23 protein-coding genes are annotated in these 19,884 nt (G+C 62.7%); 7 read left to right on the forward strand and 16 right to left on the reverse strand.

The features are described from left to right. Positions 1–26 precede the first annotated feature (26 nt). The 6 genes from G7025_RS03560 to tusD form a co-directional block, all read right to left on the reverse strand. Entirely contained in the window at positions 27–1,022 is a 996-nt protein-coding gene (locus G7025_RS03560) for a glutathione S-transferase family protein (RefSeq protein WP_181076647.1), read from the reverse strand. Positions 1,023–1,109: 87 nt separating this feature from the next. After that, a complete protein-coding gene (locus G7025_RS03565) occupies positions 1,110–2,111 on the reverse strand; it encodes a glycosyl transferase family protein (RefSeq protein WP_181076649.1) in 1,002 nt (333 codons plus the stop codon). Further along, the gene (locus G7025_RS03570; RefSeq protein ID WP_181076650.1) at positions 2,108–2,443 is read right to left on the reverse strand and encodes a TusE/DsrC/DsvC family sulfur relay protein; all 336 of its coding nucleotides are present in this window, start codon (positions 2,441–2,443) and stop codon (positions 2,108–2,110) included. The genes G7025_RS03565 and G7025_RS03570 overlap by 4 nt, the downstream gene beginning before the upstream one ends. Further along, on the reverse strand, positions 2,440–2,718 hold the full coding sequence (gene tusB / locus G7025_RS03575) for a sulfurtransferase complex subunit TusB (RefSeq protein ID WP_181076652.1): 279 nt from the start codon (positions 2,716–2,718) through the stop codon (positions 2,440–2,442). The genes G7025_RS03570 and tusB overlap by 4 nt, the downstream gene beginning before the upstream one ends. Continuing rightward, positions 2,718–3,068 (reverse strand): sulfurtransferase complex subunit TusC, encoded by a 351-nt coding sequence (tusC, locus tag G7025_RS03580; protein ID WP_181076653.1) that lies wholly within the window; start codon positions 3,066–3,068, stop codon positions 2,718–2,720. Before tusC ends, tusB begins: the two co-directional genes overlap by 1 nt. A 1-nt stretch (position 3,069) precedes the next feature. Further along, positions 3,070–3,462, reverse strand: a complete 393-nt coding sequence (gene tusD / locus G7025_RS03585) for a sulfurtransferase complex subunit TusD (protein WP_181076655.1) — start codon at positions 3,460–3,462, stop codon at positions 3,070–3,072. A gap of 157 nt (positions 3,463–3,619) precedes the next feature. Between tusD and G7025_RS03590 the strand changes: the two genes are divergently transcribed. Next, a complete protein-coding gene (locus G7025_RS03590; RefSeq protein WP_181076657.1) occupies positions 3,620–4,795 on the forward strand; it encodes a CaiB/BaiF CoA transferase family protein in 1,176 nt (391 codons plus the stop codon). 103 nt (positions 4,796–4,898) lie between these two features. Here G7025_RS03590 and G7025_RS03595 read toward each other — a convergent pair whose 3' ends face one another. Both G7025_RS03595 and G7025_RS03600 read right to left on the reverse strand, forming a co-directional pair. Next, positions 4,899–5,393, reverse strand: coding sequence for a SprT family zinc-dependent metalloprotease (locus tag G7025_RS03595; RefSeq protein WP_181076658.1), 495 nt, complete (start codon positions 5,391–5,393; stop codon positions 4,899–4,901). A gap of 128 nt (positions 5,394–5,521) precedes the next feature. Continuing rightward, complete coding sequence (locus tag G7025_RS03600; protein ID WP_181076660.1) at positions 5,522–6,124, reverse strand: Yip1 family protein; 603 nt, start codon at positions 6,122–6,124, stop codon at positions 5,522–5,524. A 280-nt stretch (positions 6,125–6,404) separates the two neighbouring features. Here G7025_RS03600 and ttcA point away from each other — a divergent pair, with 280 nt between their 5' ends. After that, positions 6,405–7,229, forward strand: coding sequence for a tRNA 2-thiocytidine(32) synthetase TtcA (ttcA, locus tag G7025_RS03605; RefSeq protein WP_181076661.1), 825 nt, complete (start codon positions 6,405–6,407; stop codon positions 7,227–7,229). Positions 7,230–7,296: 67 nt separating this feature from the next. Further along, positions 7,297–7,968: a DNA-3-methyladenine glycosylase I gene (locus G7025_RS03610; protein WP_181076663.1), complete on the forward strand. Its 672-nt coding sequence runs from the start codon at positions 7,297–7,299 to the stop codon at positions 7,966–7,968. 50 nt (positions 7,969–8,018) lie between these two features. Here G7025_RS03610 and G7025_RS03615 read toward each other — a convergent pair whose 3' ends face one another. Genes G7025_RS03615 through arsC form a run of 3 tightly spaced genes read right to left on the reverse strand, consistent with a single transcriptional unit; the run spans position 8,019 to position 9,371 of the window. Beyond that, entirely contained in the window at positions 8,019–8,423 is a 405-nt protein-coding gene (locus G7025_RS03615; RefSeq protein WP_181076665.1) for a DUF2069 domain-containing protein, read from the reverse strand. Continuing rightward, a complete protein-coding gene (gene wrbA, locus G7025_RS03620; protein WP_181076666.1) occupies positions 8,407–9,021 on the reverse strand; it encodes an NAD(P)H:quinone oxidoreductase in 615 nt (204 codons plus the stop codon). The genes G7025_RS03615 and wrbA overlap by 17 nt, the downstream gene beginning before the upstream one ends. Then, entirely contained in the window at positions 9,018–9,371 is a 354-nt protein-coding gene (gene arsC, locus G7025_RS03625) for an arsenate reductase (glutaredoxin) (protein WP_181076667.1), read from the reverse strand. The genes wrbA and arsC overlap by 4 nt, the downstream gene beginning before the upstream one ends. A 115-nt stretch (positions 9,372–9,486) precedes the next feature. On the opposite strand from arsC, the gene G7025_RS03630 reads away from it, so the two are divergent. Next, positions 9,487–9,948: a TlpA disulfide reductase family protein gene (locus G7025_RS03630; RefSeq protein WP_181076669.1), complete on the forward strand. Its 462-nt coding sequence runs from the start codon at positions 9,487–9,489 to the stop codon at positions 9,946–9,948. Between the two features lie 73 nt (positions 9,949–10,021). On the opposite strand, the gene G7025_RS03635 is transcribed toward G7025_RS03630, so the two are convergent. The 4 genes from G7025_RS03635 to G7025_RS03650 all read right to left on the reverse strand — a co-directional run bounded on the left by G7025_RS03635 (position 10,022) and on the right by G7025_RS03650 (position 14,715). Beyond that, positions 10,022–10,426: an META domain-containing protein gene (locus G7025_RS03635; protein ID WP_181076670.1), complete on the reverse strand. Its 405-nt coding sequence runs from the start codon at positions 10,424–10,426 to the stop codon at positions 10,022–10,024. Then, positions 10,423–10,863: a hypothetical protein gene (locus tag G7025_RS03640; protein ID WP_181076672.1), complete on the reverse strand. Its 441-nt coding sequence runs from the start codon at positions 10,861–10,863 to the stop codon at positions 10,423–10,425. Before G7025_RS03640 ends, G7025_RS03635 begins: the two co-directional genes overlap by 4 nt. A gap of 71 nt (positions 10,864–10,934) precedes the next feature. After that, positions 10,935–11,924: a 2-hydroxyacid dehydrogenase gene (locus G7025_RS03645; RefSeq protein ID WP_181076674.1), complete on the reverse strand. Its 990-nt coding sequence runs from the start codon at positions 11,922–11,924 to the stop codon at positions 10,935–10,937. Between the two features lie 37 nt (positions 11,925–11,961). Further along, positions 11,962–14,715, reverse strand: a complete 2,754-nt coding sequence (locus G7025_RS03650) for a response regulator (RefSeq protein ID WP_181076676.1) — start codon at positions 14,713–14,715, stop codon at positions 11,962–11,964. Between the two features lie 205 nt (positions 14,716–14,920). Between G7025_RS03650 and G7025_RS03655 the strand changes: the two genes are divergently transcribed. Beyond that, positions 14,921–15,637, forward strand: a complete 717-nt coding sequence (locus tag G7025_RS03655) for a response regulator transcription factor (RefSeq protein ID WP_181076678.1) — start codon at positions 14,921–14,923, stop codon at positions 15,635–15,637. Beyond that, positions 15,624–16,994, forward strand: coding sequence for a sensor histidine kinase (locus G7025_RS03660; protein ID WP_181076679.1), 1,371 nt, complete (start codon positions 15,624–15,626; stop codon positions 16,992–16,994). Before G7025_RS03655 ends, G7025_RS03660 begins: the two co-directional genes overlap by 14 nt. 3 nt (positions 16,995–16,997) lie before the next feature. Here G7025_RS03660 and G7025_RS03665 read toward each other — a convergent pair whose 3' ends face one another. After that, positions 16,998–17,513, reverse strand: a complete 516-nt coding sequence (locus tag G7025_RS03665; RefSeq protein WP_181076681.1) for a DUF2062 domain-containing protein — start codon at positions 17,511–17,513, stop codon at positions 16,998–17,000. 135 nt (positions 17,514–17,648) lie between these two features. Between G7025_RS03665 and G7025_RS03670 the strand changes: the two genes are divergently transcribed. Beyond that, positions 17,649–19,874, forward strand: coding sequence for a DNA internalization-related competence protein ComEC/Rec2 (locus G7025_RS03670; RefSeq protein ID WP_181076683.1), 2,226 nt, complete (start codon positions 17,649–17,651; stop codon positions 19,872–19,874). The last annotated feature ends 10 nt before the right edge of the window (positions 19,875–19,884 follow it).

The raw sequence follows: 19,884 nt of genomic DNA on the forward strand, positions 1-19,884 counted from the left end.
TGCGGCCTGGCAGTCAGGATGTTGGATCAGCTCCACACCCCTTTTCCGCTCAAGCGCTGCCGATGGTGCACGGTATCGAACGCCTGCAATGGCCCCTTCGGCACAATCCCGGTGGGGTTGATGGTGCGGTGGCTGACGTAGTAGTGCCCTTTGATGTGTTCGAAGTCCACCGTCTCGGCCACGCCAGGCCACTGATACATTTCCCTCAGCCAATTCGACAGGTTCGCATAATCGGCAATTCGCCGCAGATTGCATTTGAAGTGGCTGTAATACACCGCATCAAACCGAATCAGCGTGGTGAACAGCCGCACATCGGCTTCGGTGAGGTATTCCCCGGCCAGGTAGCGATGCTCGCCCAGGTGCTGTTCCAGATGGTCCAGCTCGGCGAATACATCATTGAACGCGCTTTCGTAGGCCTGTTGCGAGGTGGCAAAGCCAGCACGGTACACGCCGTTGTTGACGGCCGGGTAGATGCGCGCGTTGAGTGCGTCGATGGTGGCGCGCAACGGTTCGGGGTAGAAGTCCAGGGTGTTGCCGGTCAGCCCATTGAACGCGCTGTTAAACATGCGGATGATTTCCGCCGATTCGTTGCTGACAATGCGCTTGAGCTGGTTGTCCCACAGCACCGGTACGGTGACCCGCCCGGTGTAGTCGGACGTGTCGGCGGTGTAGCGTTGGTGCATGTAGGCAAAGTCGTCGAGTCGATCGCCGGTGGAGCCTTTGGCCTTATCGAAGGTCCAGCCGTTTTCCAGCATCAGCCAGCTGACCACCGACACATCGATCAGGTTTTCCAGGCCCTTGAGCTTGCGCAGGATCAACGTGCGATGTGCCCACGGGCAGGCGAGGGAGACATAGAGGTGATAGCGACCGGCTTCGGCCTTGAAGCCGCCTTCGCCACTCGGGCCGGGCTGGCCGTCGGCGGTGACCCAGTGGCGGCGTTGCGCCTGCTCGCGCTGGAAAGCGCCATCCGCGCTACTTTCGTACCACTGGTCTTTCCAGTGTCCTTCGATCAGCAAACCCATGACTGGCTCCTCGACTAATAAGCGTTGGAGCCAGTCTAAAGCTCAGGGTTCGATTTAAAAGCGCAAAGACTGCGGGTCAATTATCGATTAAATCGATCTGTCCCGCGCTTGCCAGTACTCCTCGGCCATCGCAAATGCCTGCTCACGGGGTTGCCCAAGGCCGCGTAACGCCAGGGCCATGGTGGCGATCAGCGCCAGTTGCGGGTAGCTGTCCTCGACATCGCCACGCCATACCGATTTGAGGTGTTCAGGCTCCAGGGTCGCCGGTTTGACATGGCGCTGGGTGGAAAGGGCCGGCCACTCTTCGTCCCAGCTCTGGCCGCCGGTGGTGCCGTAGAGATGGCTGAGGGTGTCGGGGTTGATCTCGATCTCGCCGCCATCCCCCTTGACCACGATCACCGTGTCGCCGAGCAGGCCGCTGGCATCGCGATGCACGCCCTGATAGCCGGGGTGGAAAATACTTTGCAGGCCGCATCGGGCGTTCAACGGGTTGAGCAGGCGCGCCAGGGAATGGATCGGCGAGCGCAGGCCCAGGGTGTTGCGCAGGTCGATCATGCGCTGCAACTGCGGCGCCCAATCCCCTAGCGGGATAAACGCCAGGTTGCCTTGGGCAAACGCGGCCTCGACCTGCTGCCAATCGCGGCACAATGGAATCTGCAAACCTTGCAGCAATTGCTCGGTGTACAGCCGCCCGGCGGTGTGCGCGCCGCCACCGTGCATCAGGATACGCACGCCGTTTTGCGCCAGGCACTTGGCGGCCAGCAGAAACCACGGCAGATGGCGCTTTTTACCGGCATAGCTGGGCCAGTCGATGTCCACGTTCAGCGCCGGAGCGTTCAGGCGCTCGCGCACCGCTTCGGTAAAACCGGCGAGTTCTTCCGGGCTTTCTTCCTTGTGCCGCAGCAGCATCAGGAAGGCGCCGAGCTGGGTGTCCTCGACTTTTTCGTCGAGCAGCATGCCCATGGCTTCGCGGGCTTCCTCACGGGTGAGGTTGCGCGCACCGCGCTTGCCTTTGCCCAGGATGCGCACGAACGGCGCAAACGGATGCTCTTCAGGGGTTTGCAGGGTCAGTGGGGCAAAGTCGGTCATAAGCAATTCGTCGGCCTGGGCAGGCCCGCCAGTTTGGCGGCGAGTTTGGCGGGAGTGCCGTTGAACAGTTTGTTGAGGTGCAGGCTGTTGCCCTTTTCCGGGCCCAGCTTCAAGGCGGTGTACTTGATCAGCGGGCGCGTGGCCGGGGACAGTTGGAATTCGGCGTAGAACTGGCGCAGCAGATCGAGGATCTGCCAGTGGTCCGGGGTCAGCTCCAAGGCTTCGGCGGCGGCCAGGGCGTGGGCGACTTCGACGGACCAGTCATCCAGGTCGACCAGATAGCCGTCCTTGTCCAGTTCCAGGCTGCGCGTACCGACGATGAGCGTATTCATAGCCAGGTGTTGACCTTGTCGTAGTCGATCGACAATTGCACGAATCCCGGATAATCCACGCTGCCGGCCCATTCAGGCAGCGGCAGGTTGCGTGCCTGGCGGTCTTCGGCCAGCACGAAGACCTTCACGCCTTTGGCCTGCAGCGCCGCGTTGTGCAGGCCGTAGGTGCCGTCACCACACAGCAGGATTGCATCATGAGCGCCGCAGACCCGCAGGCAACTGGCGAGGCGGCTGTCGGTAAAGGGCGAGTGGGAAACCACATGGAGAGTCGACATCAGAGGGTCATCACCTGGTCGTAACGTTCAATCAACTGGGAAACAGCGGCGCTGTCCAAGGGCTGCGCACTGGCGGGAGGCGTAAGCCCGCGTTCGGCCAGGCTGTGGCTGCAGGCGAACACGTCATCGATGCCGAACAACCCGAGGGCCTGCAGATTGGCGCTGAGGTCTTTTTGCTGCACGGCCTTGGCGTCCTGGCCGGGGGCCAGTTGAAACACGCCGTCGTCCATGAACAGCAGGCCGATCGGCAGATCGAAGGCACCGCCGGCCAGCACGATGTCTAGCGCTTCGCGCGCACTTGGGCCGGACCACGGAGCCTGGCGGCTGATTACCAACAAGGATTTGGACATGTCATGGCCCTCCAAAACAGATCAGGCGGTCGGCGGCCTGGGTGGCGTCGTGCAATTGCCCCAGGCCCGACAGCGCCCAGGGTGCCTCCAGGTTCACGGCGCTGCGTTGATAGCGCGTGGCTTCTTCGGCGTTGAGCACGCCACGGCGCAGGGCGGCGGCGATGCACACCACGCCATCGAGTTGATGCTGGCTGACGAACTCGCGCCATTGGCGCGCGATGTCCTGCTCATCCTGGGGCGCCACGACGGTATTCGCCGCGCTGTACACGCCGTCCTGATAGAAGAACAACCGCACAATCTCATGCCCGCCGGCGAGCGCGGCCTGGGCAAACAGCAGGGCACGGCGCGAGGAGGGCGCATGGGCGGCGGAAAACAAAGCAATCGCAAACTTCATGGAACACTCGGCAAGCAAACGTGGGCCAATGATAAAGCCGCGTGCACGAAAAAGCCCGCCGTGATCAAAACGGTCACTGTCGCTGACTGTTCTGACGATTGCCGGTAGGCAACGGGCTGCTTAGTCTGTGGGAACTCGACACCCAAAAGGAGTTTCCATGCCTGGTCCACTGGCGTCCCTTAAAGTGCTGGATTTCTCCACCTTGCTGCCCGGCCCGTTTGCGAGTTTGATGCTGGCGGACATGGGCGCCGAGGTACTGCGTATCGAATCGCCCACGCGCCCGGACCTGCTGCGTGTGTTGCCTCCCCACGACCAGGGTACCTCGGCGAGCCACGCGTACCTCAATCGCAATAAACGCAGCCTGGCGCTGGACCTCAAGCAGGCCGAGGCGCTGCAGATCGTGTATGCGCTGGTCGCGGATTACGACATTGTGCTCGAACAGTTCCGGCCTGGCGTGATGGAGCGCCTGGGTCTGGGGTATGAGGCGTTAAAAGCGATCAACCCGCGACTGATCTACGTGTCGATCACCGGCTATGGCCAGACCGGGCCTTACAAGGACCGTGCCGGCCACGATATCAACTACCTGGCACTGGCCGGCATGGCCAGTTATACCGGGCGCCAGGACAGCGGGCCGTTGCCCCTGGGCGTGCAAGTGGCGGATGTGGGCGGCGGCTCGCTGCACGCGGTCGTCGGCTTGCTGGCGGCAGTGATCGCGCGGCAGCAGAGTGGGGTGGGGCAATACCTGGATGTGAGCATGACGGACTGCTCGTTCAGCCTAAACTCCATGGCTGGCGCGGGTTATCTGGCGTGCGGTGTAGAGCCTCAATGGGAAACCCAGGTGCTCAATGGCGGCAGTTTCTACGATTACTACCGCACGCGGGACGGGCGCTGGATGTCGGTGGGCAGCCTGGAGCCGGCGTTCATGCAGGCCTTGTGCACGGCGCTGGGCCGGCCGGAGTTGACCGCCCACGGCCTCACATCCGAACGGCAGCCGGCGTTCAAGCAGGCGTTGCAGGTGGAATTCGAAAAACGCAGTTTTGATCAGCTCTGTGAGTTGTTTGCCGGTGTGGATGCCTGCGTGGAGCCTGTGCTGACGCTCAGCGAAGCCGTGGCCCATCCGCAGATAATGGCGCGGGCACTGGTCAGCCAAGTGCCCAGAAGCGATGGCTCGAGCCAGGCGCAGATTGCCTGCCCGTTGAAATTTTCAGAAGGGTTGCCGGCGCCCCGACACATTGGCGCCGCCGTGGGCGCACACAGTGATGAAGTGTTGGCGGAGCTGGGTTTCAGTGCTCAGCGGATAGCCGATTTGCGGCGGAGCAAGGTGGTAGGGTGACTGATCTGGCGCTATCGGGGGCAAGCCCCCTCCCACATTTGAAAGTTGATCGACATGACAGTGCGGTCAGATATGGGAGTCGGGCTTGCTCGCGAAGAGGCCCTTATTCCACCCGCGTTTCCCCGCTGAACACCAGGGTCTGCCGACACCGCCGACACAAATACCGCCGCCCCTGAGCCACCATTCCATGACGCTGCGACGAAAATGGAAAGTCGCTATCGGCACACGGGCAGCGGTAGATGTAGCGGGTCATCTGGCGGCGTTTCACCGCATAGGTGTGACAACGGTCCGGCGGCAGTTCGTAAACCCCGCGCATGATCAATTGCCATTCTTCGCCGTGGGGCTGGATGCGTTCGCCGAACAATTGGTGGGCGATCAGATGCGCCACTTCATGGGCCACGGTCTGCTTGAGGAAGTGTTGGCTGTTTTCCTGGTAAAGCTGGGGGTTGAAGCGCAGCAGGTTCTCGTGCAAATGCGCGACACCGGCTTTCTGGCCCCGCAGCTTGAGGCTGACCTGGGGGCGTTTGAAGCTTCGTTTGAAAAAGGACTCGGCTAGCTGGAAACACTCTTCGACGCGGGTATTGAGTTGCTCGGGCATGCTGTATCTATCTCCAGAGACGCCCAGTATGCCGTAAAACCGGGTGTTTCCGAATCTGTCAGGCGCCGAATGGTCATGCCAGACGCACAAGGCCACCTTGCGGTGGCCCTGCCGGCGCGGTGGGTGCGTCAGTTGGTGTAGATCGGCCCGACGCCCAGGCCCCAGACAATCACGGTAAACGCCATGATCGCCACCAGCACCACCAAACCTACGGCCAGTATGGAGCTGGAAAACAGGAAGCCTTCATCCGGATCGATGCTCATAAAGGTCGGCACGCCCACATACAGCAGATACACCGTATAGCAGATCGCCGCTGTCCCCACGACCATGCCCAGCCACATATGCGGGTAAAGCGCCGCCAGCCCGCCGATAAACAGTGGGGTCGCGGTATAAGTGGCGAACGCCACGCAGCGCGCCATGCTGGGATTGGCGTCGTAGGTGCGTGCCATCCAGTGGATGAAGGCGCCCATCACCGCCACGCCGGCGAGCATGGCCGCGTAGGACATGATGGTCATCCACAACGCGCTTTCCTGAGTCAACATCACGGGTGCGCGGTTGCCGATAACCCAGCCGACCCGGGTAGTGCCGATGAAGGCTGACAGGGCGGGAATCGCCGCAAGAATCAGCGTATGAGTGAGGTACATGTGGCCGATGCTTTCTTCCTTATCGCCACGGATCTCCCGCCATTCCTGGTCAGGATGGGTAAACAGCCCCACGACGTGATGGATCATGCCAGTCACTCCTGTCGTTATTACCATCGCCCCCCATCGGAGCGCCCACGGGCCAGTTGGCCTGAAAGGTCTGGATAGCTTGTATGCGACCTTATGTCGCAGTATAGGAACGGATGACCGCAAAAGCCGTAGGCCCGTTAGAGCATATTGCACTGTAAACACGCGGCGTAATCGCGCCAGGGTCTGTAGGTGGAGCACTGCAACCGCGCATTGGACTCGTTGGCGCATCCCGGTAAAATGCTGCGCTTTTCGTCACACACCTCAAGCGGATCCAAGCGCCATGGGCACTCTTACGGTCAACCAGAACAAACTGCAAAAACGCCTGCGTCGCCTGGCCGGTGAAGCGGTCGCCGATTTCAATATGATCGAGGACGGCGACAAGGTGATGGTCTGCCTCTCCGGCGGCAAAGACAGCTACACCCTGCTTGACGTGCTGCTGCACCTGCAAAAGGTCGCGCCGATCAAGTTCGAGATCGTTGCCGTCAACATGGACCAGAAACAACCGGGCTTTCCCGAGCATGTGCTGCCGGCCTACCTGAAAGAGTTGGGCATCGAGTATCACATCGTCGAAAAAGACACCTATTCGGTGGTCAAGGAGCTGATTCCGGAGGGCAAGACCACCTGCTCGCTGTGCTCGCGCCTGCGCCGTGGCACGCTCTACACCTTTGCCGATGAGATCGGCGCGACCAAGATGGCGCTGGGGCATCATCGCGACGATATCGTCGAGACGTTTTTCCTCAATATGTTCTTCAACGGCTCGCTCAAGGCCATGCCGCCCAAGCTGCGCGCCGATGACGGGCGCAACGTGGTGATTCGCCCGCTGGCCTACTGCAACGAGAAGGACATCCAGGCCTACTCCGATTTCAAGCAATTCCCGATCATCCCGTGCAACCTCTGCGGCTCCCAGGAAAACCTGCAGCGCCAGGTGGTCAAGGAGATGCTGCAGGACTGGGAGCGCAAAACGCCCGGACGCACCGAAAGCATCTTCCGCAGCCTGCAGAACGTGATCCCGTCGCAGCTGGCCGACCGCAACCTGTTCGACTTCACCAGCCTGAGGATCGATGAGACCGCCGCGTCGCGCTTCGTTAATGTGGTGAACCTCTGAGTCGATTCAAGGCTCTGACACACGGCGCTCGCGGGCGCCGTTTTCAATTCCACTGCCAGGAGAGGGCATGCGCGATTACAAGTGGCTGCACGAATATTGTCTGAATCGCTTTGGCTCGGCGGCCAAACTGGAAGCTCATTTGCCGACTCCCAAGACCCCGGCGCAATTGCGCAGGATCAGCGATGATCGCTACCTGTCGACCTTGGCACTGCGGGTATTTCGCGCCGGCCTCAAGCACAGCGTGGTGGACGCCAAATGGCCAGCCTTCGAACAGGTGTTCTTTGGCTTCGATCCGGAAAAGGTCGTGTTGATGGGCGCCGAGCATCTGGAGCGGCTGATGCAGGACACCCGCATCATTCGTCACCTGGGCAAGCTCAAGAGCGTGCCGCGCAATGCGCAGATGATCCTGGATATCACCCAGGAAAAAGGCAGCTTCGGCGCGTTCATCGCCGAGTGGCCGGTGACCGACATCGTTGGCCTGTGGAAATACCTGAGCAAGCACGGCCACCAGCTGGGCGGCCTGTCGGCCCCACGCTTTCTACGCATGGTCGGCAAGGACACCTTTGTGCCCAGCGATGACGTGGTCGCGGCGTTGAATGCACAGAAGATCGTCGACAAGGCCCCCACCAGCCTGCGCGACCTGGCGACGGTGCAGGGCGCCTTCAACCAGTGGCATGCCGAGAGTGGTCGGCCAATGTGCCAGCTGTCGATGATGCTGGCGTACACCGTCAACCACTGACCCCCACGGTCAGCGCGGCGTTCGTGGCGAGTCGCCTCGCCACGGAGGATTTATGCGGCCAGGCGTCGGTTCAACTGATGGCGCCAGCGCACATACAGCAGCGCGGTACAGAACACCGCCAGACTCGCCAGCATTTCCAGCACGCCGAACCACTGGCGGTTCGGGTCATACGCCGCCAACGCGCCCTTGATGAAATACAGGTTCACCGCAAAGCACATCCACGAGTGCCCGCGGGCGCTGCCGAGCAGCATGCCCGGTGCCAGTATCAGCAATGGCACCAACTCGATCAGCAGGATCACCCAGGGGCGAGCGCCGTGCAGATCGGCGACAAACAGGTAATACCCGCACAACAAACCCACCAGCGCCAAAAACGCCAGCAGGCTTAATGCGCGCGCCACTTTTACCCGTGGCTCCAGCCACGCTTGCGGTGGCAGTACCTTAGGCTTTCTGGCCACGGCCGTTCTCCAGCAACGTGGCGGTAGTGGCCAGGCGCAGGCCGAGGGCTTTGCACAGCGCCATTTCATGGGGGTCGAGCAGGCGCTTGCCGTCCGGCCCGGCATGGTGGCTGGCGCCGTATGGCGTGCCGCCGCCCTGGGTGTCGAGCAGGGCCTGTTCGCTGTAGGGCAGGCCGGTGATCAGCATGCCGTGGTGCAGCAGCGGTAACAGCATCGACATCAACGTGGTTTCCTGGCCGCCGTGCAGACTGGCCGTGGAGGTGAACACCCCGGCCGGTTTGCCCACCAATGCGCCGGTGAGCCACAGGTTGCTGGTGCCGTCGAGAAAATACTTGAGGGGGGCGGCCATGTTGCCGAAACGCGTCGGGCTACCGAGCGCCAGGCCCGAGCAGTGTTTCAGATCATCGAGGCTGGCATACAGCGCGCCCTCGTCCGGGATGCTCGGCGCTACCGCCTCGCACTCGGTGGACACCGCCGGCACCGTGCGCAGGCGTGCTTCCATGCCGCCCAGCTCAATGCCCCGAGCAATGTGCCGGGCCATTTCACTGACCGAGCCGTTGCGGCTGTAATACAGCACCAGCACATAGGGCGCAGTCACGGCAGAATCTCCAATACGTTCTCCGGAGGACGGCCGATGACGGCCTTGTCGGCGGTTTCCAGGATCGGGCGTTCCATCAGCTTGGGATGGGCGGCAATGGCGTCGATCAACTGGGTTTCACTGAGGCTGGCGTCAGAAAGGTTAAGGCTTTTGTATTCGTCTTCGCCGGTGCGCAGCAGCTGGCGCGCACTCAGGCCGAGTTTGCCCAGCAGCGCCTGAATTTGCGCAGCGTTGAGCGGGGTTTCCAGATAACGCACCACGGTCGGGGTAAGGCCGCGCGCTTCCAGCAGTTCGAGGGCACCGCGCGATTTCGAGCAGCGCGGGTTGTGATAAAGCGTCAGATCGGTCATATGCGGGTCGCATCTTGCAGGAGGTGGCGGGTATTCTACCTGCGCGGCGCCCGGTCCTTAAACCGTAAGAGGCATCCGGTCGCAGCCCATGTCTATTTTTACGAAGGATTACCCCATGACACGTCGACTGATCGGTGCATTGGCGATCATTACAACCCTGCTGCTCAGCGGCTGCGGGAATGACTATGGCATTGACCAATACGGCCAGAAAGTCGCGGCCGAACGTTTGGACAAACAGTGGGTGGTGATCAACTACTGGGCCGAATGGTGCGGCCCCTGCCGTACGGAAATCCCCGAGCTCAATGCCTTGGCCGAACAGCTCAAAGGCCAGAACGTCGGAGTGTTCGGGGTCAATTTCGACAATGTGCAGGGCGAAGAACTCAAGGCCGCCAGCGAGAAACTGGGGATCAAGTTCACGGTGCTGGCGCAGAACCCGGATGGCATCTTCGAGATTCCGCGCAGCGAAGCGCTGCCGGTGACGTACATCATCGATGACAAGGGTAAGGTGCGCGAGCAGTTGATGGGCGAGCAGACGGCCGCAGGGGTACTGGCCAAGCTCAAGGCGTTGCGCGGGTAAAGCGAGCTCTCAACGCAACGGTGGGAGAAGGCTCTGGTCCCACCGTTGGATGTTCATCCGATCAGAACTCGGATCAGCCTTCTTCGAGCCACAGGCGGATCGGCTTGCCTTCGGCCGGCCAGAAGCGGGTCTGCTCGATGGGCGAGACGTCCCAGCGTTGTACGTTTTGCAGGGCCTGAAAGAAGCGGTGCTCCTGCTCCATCAGGGCCTCGGCGCAGAGTTTGCGGGTGCTGCCGATCTTGCCGAAGCTGAGTTTGTCGCCGTCCAAGGTGTAGGGCGCAAACCAGTGGTTGCAGCCTCCATTGCCGTAGGCACGTCCGTCATTGCCAAGGGTGACGGTCAGGTGCGCGTAATCCATCAGCGGCCGCTCACCGATCCACTCCACCACGTAGCTGTGGTCCTGCTTGAGTTTGACCTCATCGCCCGCACAGCCGGCCAGGCCCGCGCCGAGTGCTGCCATCAGCAGCACGCCTTTCATTGCGTGGCCTTCCGGCAGCTCGGGCAGCGGTGCTTGTCGCCGTCGCTGGCCCAGCCCAACTCCGCGACACGCGCGTTGGCGGCCGGCTGCAGCGGCTCCTTGGTCAGCTTGGTTTCCACAGCGAACTCAAATTCCAGCACGGCGTCGCAGCTGTCGCAGTTGACCTTCCAGGTGTGGATCTCCAATTCGCCGAATTTCGGCCCCTGGGCCATGGCGACCCATTGGCCGGCCGGGCGGATGGAGTAGCGCGCATCGCCTTCGACGGTCAGACGCATCGACAGGGTTTTACTGCCGCGCAGGGTGACGATCAGAACGTCGCCATGTTTGATCGAGCCACCGTTGCCGGTGACCTGGTAACGGCCCGGCACCAGGGCGCGGCATTCGATCAGGGTGTGTTGCGGGCTCAGCAAGCTGAAGCGGAAATCGTGTTCGGCCATGGATCCTCCAAATAGGCGCGGCATCCTATCACGGGTGCCGGCCTATCATCAGCGCGCTATGTGACCGCTGATCAACCGTCAACCTGATTTCGCACCTGGCCGTCGGCCCATGCCGCGATGTTGGTCAGCGTGGTGGTGGCGATGGCCGCCAGGGCCTCGCGGGTCAGGAACGCCTGGTGCGCGGTGATGATCACGTTGGGAAAGGTCAGCAGGCGCGCGAGGACGTCATCCTGTAAGGGCAGGTCGGAGCGGTCTTCGAAGAACAACTGGGCTTCTTCCTCGTACACGTCCAGCCCCAGGTAGCCGAGCTGACCGTCCTTGAGGGCGTCGATCAAGGCGGGCGTGTCCACCAGTGCGCCGCGTCCGGTGTTGATCAGCATCGCCCCAGGCTGCATCTGTGCCAGTGAAACGGCGTTGATCAAGTGCCGGGTGTCTGTAGTGAGCGGGCAGTGCAGGCTGATCACCTGGGCCTGGGCGAGCAGCTCCGGCAGGCTCACGTAGCGCGCGCCGAGCGCCTGCACGTCGGGATTGGGGAAGGGGTCGTAGGCCAGGAGCGCGCAGCCGAATCCGGCCATGATCCTGGCAAAGGTTGCGCCGATCTGCCCGGTGCCGACCACGCCGACGGTTTTGCCCGCCAGGTCGAAGCCGGTTAATCCGTGCAGACTGAAATCGCCGTCGCGGGTGCGGTTGTAGGCGCGGTGCAAGCGGCGGTTGAGCGCCAGGATCAGCGCTACGGCGTGCTCGGCCACGGCGTGGGGCGAGTAGGCGGGCACGCGCACGATGGTCAGGCCCAGGCGCTTGGCGGTGGCCAGGTCGACATGGTTGTAACCGGCCGAACGCAGCGCGATCAGGCGCGTGCCGCCCTTGGCCAGGTGTTCCAGCACCGGGGCGCTGAGGTCGTCATTGATAAAAGGACAGACCACTTCGTGGTGCTCGGCCAGCGCCACGGTGTCGAGGTTCAGCCGCGCCGGCTGGAACTGCAGCTCCAGACCCGGCGGCAGCGGCGCGCCGAGAAAACTGTCGCGGTCGTAGGTTTGGCTGCTGAACAGAATTACGCGCATTGCAAAGCTCCCTGCGTATTCAAATCAATGGGCCGCGTCAGGCGCTGACCCGCGCTTCACTGGCCAATCGGGCGATGGCCATGTCGAGCTCGTCCAGTGCGTGCAAGGCCTTGGCGTCGTCCTGCTTGAGCAGGGTTTCAGCGCGCTGGCAGGCAGCGCGCAGTTGCGGCACGCCACAGTAACGTGTGGCGCCGTGCAGGCGATGCACGCGTTCGATGAGCGCGTTGTTGTCATTGGCTTGGCGAGCGACGCTGATGGCCGTGCGGTCCGCTTCCAGCGAAGCCAGCAACATGGCGAGCATGTCGGCGGCCAGGTCGGTCTTGCCGGCGGCCAGGCGCAGGCCTTCCTCATGGTCCAGCACCGGCAGTTGCACGCCAGGGGCCAGGCCGTCGGTGGTGCGCTCCGGCGCTTGGTTGCGCAGCGCCAGCCCGGTCCATTTGAGTACCACCTGGGCCAATTGCCGTTCGCTGATGGGTTTGGTCAGGTAATCGTCCATGCCGCTTTGCAGCAAGGCGCGTTTTTCGTTGGCCATGGCGTGAGCGGTGAGGGCGACGATCGGCAGCGGCGTGCCATGACGCTCGCTTTCCCACTGGCGTATCGCTTCGGTGCTCTGGCGACCGTCCATGCCGGGCATCTGCACGTCCATCAGCACCAGATCGTAGGCCTCCTGCTTGACTGCGTCGACGGCGGCGTAACCGCTTTCCACCGCGTGCACTTTGGCACCCATGTCTTCCAGCAACGTTTGCACCAGCAACAGGTTCGCCGGGTTGTCATCTACGCACAGCACACGCGGCGCGCGGCTGGACAACGGTTCGCCCGGCTCGCTGCGCGAAGGGCGCGGGCTGATCAGGTCCGACAGCGCCCGACGCAGTTTGCGGGTACACGCCGGCTTGGCCTGCAACTGGCTGTTGGGGTTGGGCACCGACTGATTGAACAGCATCTGCTCAGTGGTAGGGCACAGTACCAAGACCTTGCAGCCCAGGTGCTCCAGGTCCCACAAATGCTGGTTGAGGCGCTCCGGGGGAATGTCGTTGGCCGTCACGCCGAGTACGGCCAGGTCGATGGCCTGCTCAGTCTGATGGGCGCTGGTGATCCCGTTGGTCAGGCTTTCGAGGGTATTGAACGGGGTAACTTCCAGGCCGCAATCCTCCAGTTGGTGTTGCAGGGCCTGGCGCGCCAACTCGTGGTTTTCGAGGACGGCCACGCGATGCCCCAGCAGCGGCGCGCAGGGCAGGTCCTCGACGTCGTCCCGGGTTTTGGGCAGGTTCAGGCTGATCCAGAACTCCGAGCCTTCGCCAGGCGTGCTGTCGACGCCGATTTCGCCGCCCATCTGTTCGATCAACCGCTTGGAAATCACCAGCCCCAGGCCGGTGCCGCCGGGCTGGCGCGATAATGAGTTATCGGCCTGGCTGAAGGCCTGGAACAGCGCGCGTACGTCCTGGCTGGACAGGCCGATGCCGGTGTCCTGCACGCTGATGCGCAGTTGCACGGTGTCTTCCTGCTCCTCCTCGATCATCGCGCGGGCCACGATGGTGCCCTCGCGGGTGAACTTGATCGCATTGCTGATCAGGTTGGTGAGGATCTGCTTGAGCCGCAGCGGATCGCCCACCAGCGCCAGCGGCGTGTCGCGGTAGACCAGGCTGACAAGCTCCAGCTGCTTGGCATGGGCGGCGGGCGCGAGGATGGTCAGGGTGTCCTGCAGCAGGTCGCGCAGGTTGAATGGAATGCTGTCGAGCACCAGCTTGCCGGCTTCGATTTTGGAGAAGTCGAGAATCTCGTTGATGATGCCCAGCAGGTTGTCGGCGGATTTTTCGATGGTGCCCAGGTAGTCGAGCTGACGCGGCGTCAGTTCGCTTTTCTGCAGCAGGTGGGTAAAACCGAGGATGCCGTTGAGCGGCGTGCGGATTTCATGGCTCATATTGGCCAGAAACTCCGACTTGATGCGGCTCGCCTCCAGGGCTTCCTTGCGCGCCAGGTCCAGCTCGATGTTCTGGATTTCGATGGTTTCCAGGTTCTGGCGTACGTCTTCGGTGGCCTGGTCGATGCTGTGCTGCAGTTCTTCCTGGGCGTTCTGCAGGGTCTCGGCCATGCGGTTGATTCCCGAAGCGAGCTGATCCAGCTCCTGGCTGCCCAGCGCGGGCAGACGCGTTTGCAGATTGCCGTCCTTGAGCTGGGCCACGGCTTGCTTGATCAGGCCGATCGGCGAGGTGATCGTGCGGCTGATGCGCAGCGCCAGCGCGGCGGTAAAGATCAGCCCGATGGCAATCAACAGCAGGCTGGCGAACAGGCTGCGGTAGCCGCGCAGCAACATGCCGTTATGGGACAGTTCCACTTCGACCCAACCCAGCAGGCGGTCGCTTTCGTCGGGAATCAGGTCGCCCGCGAGGTTGCGATGCCGGCCGAACACCGGCAGCAGGTAACGGGTGGCGTCGTTGCCGGTGCGTTGCAACAGGTGTGAACTGTTGCCGATCGGTGCCGGATTGAGCATGGTCGGGCCGGCGTGGGCGAGGGTGCCGCGGTCGGGCGCGAGGAAGGACACGGTGCGTACATCCTGCTGCTCCAGGGACTGGGTGGCGATGCGCTCCAGCAAGTCCACGTTCCTGCTGCTCAGGGCCGGTGCCACCAGTGGCGCCAATTGCTCGGCGATCATCTCGCCGCGCTGCAGCAACTGGGTTTGCAGCTCCGACAGCTGCATCCAGGTGAAATACCCACCCAACAACAAGGCCATCAGGCTGGTCGGCAACAAGGTCAGCAACAGTACGCGGCCTTTTATCCCCATTCTTCTAAGCACGCCACTCTCCTGCTACTACATTGAAATCAATCGTTCGCGCAGGCATCCCGCCCGCGCCACCTGCGCAGTGTAGCCATTTGCGCGGGGTGTAATCTTGCAAATTCGACACCGCCGACAATCTTCAGGATATTGGAGGGCGAGCGGCGATTGCCTGCGGCGGGCTAATCTTGAATAATTGGCGATTGAGAATGACTTGCAGACGCTAATGACTCCCGCAGCCAGTATCCTGACCATCGAAGACGATCCCGTGCTCGGTGCCTACGTTCATGAACACTTGGAGCGCAGTGGCTTTCAGGTCACCTGGTGCCAGAACGGCCAACAGGGTCTGGACATGGCGCGCGCGCGTGCATTCGACGTGGTGTTGATGGATATTCTGCTGCCGGGGCTGGATGGCTTGTCGATCCTCACCGATTTACGCAAAAGTCATTCGACCCCGGTGATCCTGATGTCGGCCCTGGGCGCCGAGGCCGACCGGGTCAGCGGTTTTCGCCTGGGCGCAGACGACTACTTGCCCAAGCCTTTCAGCATGCTTGAGCTGCGTGTGCGCATTGAGGCCATTCTGCGTCGCGTGGCGCTTGACCGACGGCCGTTGCCTGCCCGGCCAGCCCTATGCGAAGACGTGCCGGGCCTGCGCTTTGACGATGAGCTGGATGATGTTTTCCACCAGCAGCACGCCGCCGGCCTGACCCGCAGCGAATTCCGCCTGCTGGAAACCCTGCACCGCAACGCTGAGGAAGTCTTGAGCAAAGCCTTTCTTTATCAGCATGTGCTGCAACGCGGTTATGCCCCCCATGACCGCAGCCTCGACATGCATATCAGCCAGATCCGCCGCAAGCTCAAGGCCATCGGCTACACCGAGCGCGAAGTGCGCACCGTGTGGGGCAGGGGTTATACGCTGAGCGGTCGCGATGACAGCCTTTGAACGTCCTTTGAAGCGCCTGCCGGGCAAGCACTCGTTGTTCTGGAAGCTGGCCTGCCTGTTGATTGCTTTCTGCTTACTGATGATCTGGCTCAGTTGGTCCTGGGGCCGCTACATGGAGCAGCAGAACGCCTACCTGTCCGAAGAGGCGAAATTTACCCTGGGCGGTTATGCGGCGGGCGCGGAGCAGGCTTGGAACCGAGGTGGCCATGCAGGCGTCGATGCCTGGCTGCAGATGCTGGGGGCTCGGGAAACCACCTGGGTCGGCGTGATCGGCAACGACCTGCAATCATTGAGCAGTTATCCCCTGAGCAGCTCGGAGAGCCAGCGCCTGACCTTTCTGCGCGGCTTGGACTGGCCGGTGAGCCGGCATGTGAAAGGGCTGCCCTGGTTGAAGATTGCATTCCCCACCGACCCCGAGGCCGGTTCGTTGGTGATCGAATTGCCGCAGCGTTTTATGCCCGGTCGCTATCAAGTGTTCTGGCGTGTGGTCACCAACGGCGTGATCCCTGGTTTGTTCACGCTGTTGTTGTGCATTGGCCTCTATCGCCTGCTGATCATGCCGCTCAATCAGTTGCGCGAACAGGCCAACGCCTGGCGCGCCGACCAATTGAACACACGCTTGTCGCAAGATGCGACCAGTCGCCAGGATGAGTTGGGCGAACTGGGCCGCGCCTTTGACCATATGTCCGAGCGCTTGCAGGGCACAGTGGTGCTGCAGCAGCAGTTGCTGCGAGACATGTCCCACGAACTGCGCACGCCGTTGAGCCGCCTGCGCGTGGCCTGCGACAGTGAGCAGGACCTGGCGCAGCTGCGTGAGCGCCTGGGCCGGGAAATCGACGCGATGCAGCGGCTGGTGGAAGACAGTCTGCAACTGGCCTGGCTCGACGCCGAACGGGCGCCGCTGGTCAAGGAAGCGATCCAATTGCAGGCGCTGTGGGACATGTTGCGTGAAAACGCCTGCTTTGAAAGCGATTGGCCGGCGTCGCGCCTGCCGTGCCTGCTGGGGCCTGAATGCTGGGTGCGGGGCAACCTCAATGGGCTGGCCCAGGCCCTGGAAAATATCCTGCGCAATGCCATACGGCATTCTCCGACGGGCGGGGTGGTGTGCCTGGACGGGCGGCGCGAAGGGGAGTACTGGCACTTATGGCTGGAAGACCAGGGCGGTGGAATCGATGAGCGGGACCTGGAGCGTATTTTTGCGCCGTTTACTCGGCTGGACGGCTCGCGCCCGGGCGATGGCGGCTTCGGCCTTGGGTTGAGTATCGCGCGCAATGCGCTGCAACGTCAGGACGGCAGCCTGTGGGCGGAAAATACCGGCGCGGGCCTGCGTATGCATTTACGCCTGCCGGCGCTGTAGATCTCAGCCGCGACGCTGTTTGCGTTTCTTCCATTGATGGGCAACCCACCAACGCCAGTAGCCCATGGTCAGGCAATAGGCCAGTGCGCCCAGCACCAGCCCCAGTACCACCGAACCGAGCAGAAAGGGTTGCCACAAGGTGCTTAACTGGCCGCTGATCCATTCCCAGGTCAAGTCGTCGGGAAGGCTGCGCGCGGGGACGTTCATCAGCCAGGCGCCGGTCAGATAGGTGCAAATGAACACCACCGGCATGGTGATCGGGTTGGTCAGCCACACCAGGCTCACGGCGATAGGCATGTTGCCGCGCACCGTGATGGCGAGGATCGCTGCGAGCAGCATCTGCAAGGGAATCGGAATGAACGCCGCGAACAGGCCCACGGCCATGGCCCGCGCCACCGAGTGTCGGTTGAGGTGCCAGAGGTTCGGATCATGCAGCAACGTACCGAGAAACTGTAATGACTTGTGTTCCCTGATACTGGTGGGGTCGGGCATGTACCGTTTGAATAAGCGCCGAGGCATAAGGGGTCCAGGTCGGTTCGAGGGGCAAGTATGCCCGCATTCTATAAACAGGAAATTCAGACTTTGTGACAAAACATCATAGGCCTTGTCGCAGGCCCGTCTAAGACTGAGTGGATCACTTGAAAAGGATGATTCATGAGGACAGGGATGTGTGCGCTTGCGTTGGGGCTGCTGGCGGTGGTGTTCCTACCCACGCTGCCTGCCACGGGATGGCTGATAGGCATGCTGGCGCTGGCGTTGATGCTGTTGCCATTTCGAACCTACCCACTGGCGTTTTTCCTGCTGGGACTGAGTTGGGCGTGTATCGGCGCGCAGTGGGCCCTGAATGACCGGCTGTCGCCGACGCTGGATGGGCAGACCCGTTGGGTAGAAGGCCGGGTGACGGGGTTGCCGCAACAAACCGAAGAGGCGGTGCGTTTCGAACTGACCGACGGACGGTCGCGGGCGGGTCGATTACCCAAGCGTATTCGCGTGTCCTGGCGTGACGGCCCGCCGGTACGCAGCGGCGAACGATGGCGTTTGGCAATTACCTTGAAACGGCCTGCCGGTCTGCTGAATTTCCATGGCTTTGACCGCGAAGCCTGGCTGCTGGCCCAGCGTGTCGGTGCGACCGGTTCGGTGAAAGACGGCCAACGCCTGGCGCCAGCGCACAATGCCTGGCGCGACGGCGTGCGCCAGCGGCTGCTGGCGGTGGATGCCCATGGTCGCGAGGCGGGCCTGGCCGCTCTGGTGCTGGGCGATGGCTCCGGCCTCACCATTGAGGACTGGCAGGTCTTGCAGGACACCGGCACGGTGCATCTGTTGGTGATTTCCGGGCAACACATCGGCCTGCTGGCAGGCCTGATCTACGGGCTGATCGCCGGGCTGGCGCGTCGGGGCGCCTGGCCGCGAGGCTGGCCGTGGCTGCCGTGGGCCTGTGGCCTGGCGTTTGCCGCCGCCCTGGGTTACGGATTGCTGGCCGGCTTCGGCGTGCCGGTGCAGCGTGCGTGTGTGATGGTAGGGCTGGTGCTGTTGTGGCGTTTGCGTTTTCGTCACCTGGGAGTGTGGTGGCCACTGTTGCTGGCATTCAATGGGGTGTTGATCCTGGAGCCGTTGGCCAGCCTGCAGGCAGGTTTCTGGCTGTCGTTTGCGGCGGTGGCGGTGCTGATCCTGGCGTTCAGCGGGCGTCTGGGGCCGTGGAGCCTCTGGCAGGTATGGACGCGGCCGCAATGCGCGATCGCCGTTGGGCTGTTTCCGGTACTGCTGGTGCTGGGGTTGCCCATCAGCCTGAGTGCGCCGCTCGCCAATCTGGTGGCCGTGCCGTGGATCAGCCTGGTCGTACTGCCATTGGCGCTGTTGGGCACCGCGCTGTTGAGCGTGCCAGTTGTAGGGGAAGGGCTGTTGTGGCTCGCGGGCGGCGCATTGGATGGGTTGTTCGTCGGCCTGGCCTGGCTCGCAGGGCACATGCCCGCCTGGCTGCCGGCCCAAGTGCCGTGGGCTGCCTGGCTGGTCAGCCTGCTCGGCGCGGTGGTGCTGTTATTGCCCCGCGGCGTGCCGCTGCGGGGGCTGGGTTGGCCGATGCTGCTGCTGGCGGTATTCCCTCCGCGCGCGCCGGTGCCCCACGGCCAGGTCGATGTGTTGCAACTGGATGTAGGGCAAGGGCAAGCGCTGATTCTGCGTACTCGTAATCACACGTTGCTCTACGACGCCGGGCCGCGCGCGGGAGCGTTCGACCTGGGCGCGCGCGTGGTGCTGCCGTCGTTGAAGAAACTTGGCGTCGCCAAATTGGACCTGCTGCTGCTCAGCCATGCCGATGCCGACCATGCGGGCGGCGCGGTGGCGATCGCGCGAGGCATGCCGGTTGACCGCGTGATCAGCGGAGAAACGCAACGGCTGCCGGCCCTGCTCGGCGCGCAGGCGTGTGTCAGTGGCCGGCAGTGGGTATGGGACGGGGTGGCTTTTGAATTATGGCAATGGCCTGAGGCTATCAGCGGCAACGCGAAATCCTGTGTCCTGCAAGTGCAGGCCAACGGGGAGCGCCTATTGCTGACCGGCGATATCGATCACGCCGCCGAGCGGGCGCTGCTCGACTCGCCGCTGGCGGTGCCGACCGACTGGCTGCAAGCGCCGCATCATGGCAGCCACAGCTCGTCCTCCTGGGCCTTTCTGGAGCGCCTTGCGCCCCGTTCGGTGCTGATCTCGCGCGGGCGCGGCAACGCGTTCGGACATCCCCATCCGCAGGTCATGGAGCGCTATCGGGCGCTGGGCAGCCGGGTCTACGACAGCGCCGAGCAAGGCGCCGTGCGTCTGCAATTGGGCGCTTTTGCGACCCCGGAGGTTGCGCGCGGTCAACGGCGTTTCTGGCGCGAACGGTTACCCTGACCCGGTATGC

It is taken from the genome of Pseudomonas lurida (genome assembly GCF_013522705.1).
GTDB classification, from domain to species: Bacteria; Pseudomonadota; Gammaproteobacteria; order Pseudomonadales; family Pseudomonadaceae; genus Aquipseudomonas; species Aquipseudomonas quebecensis.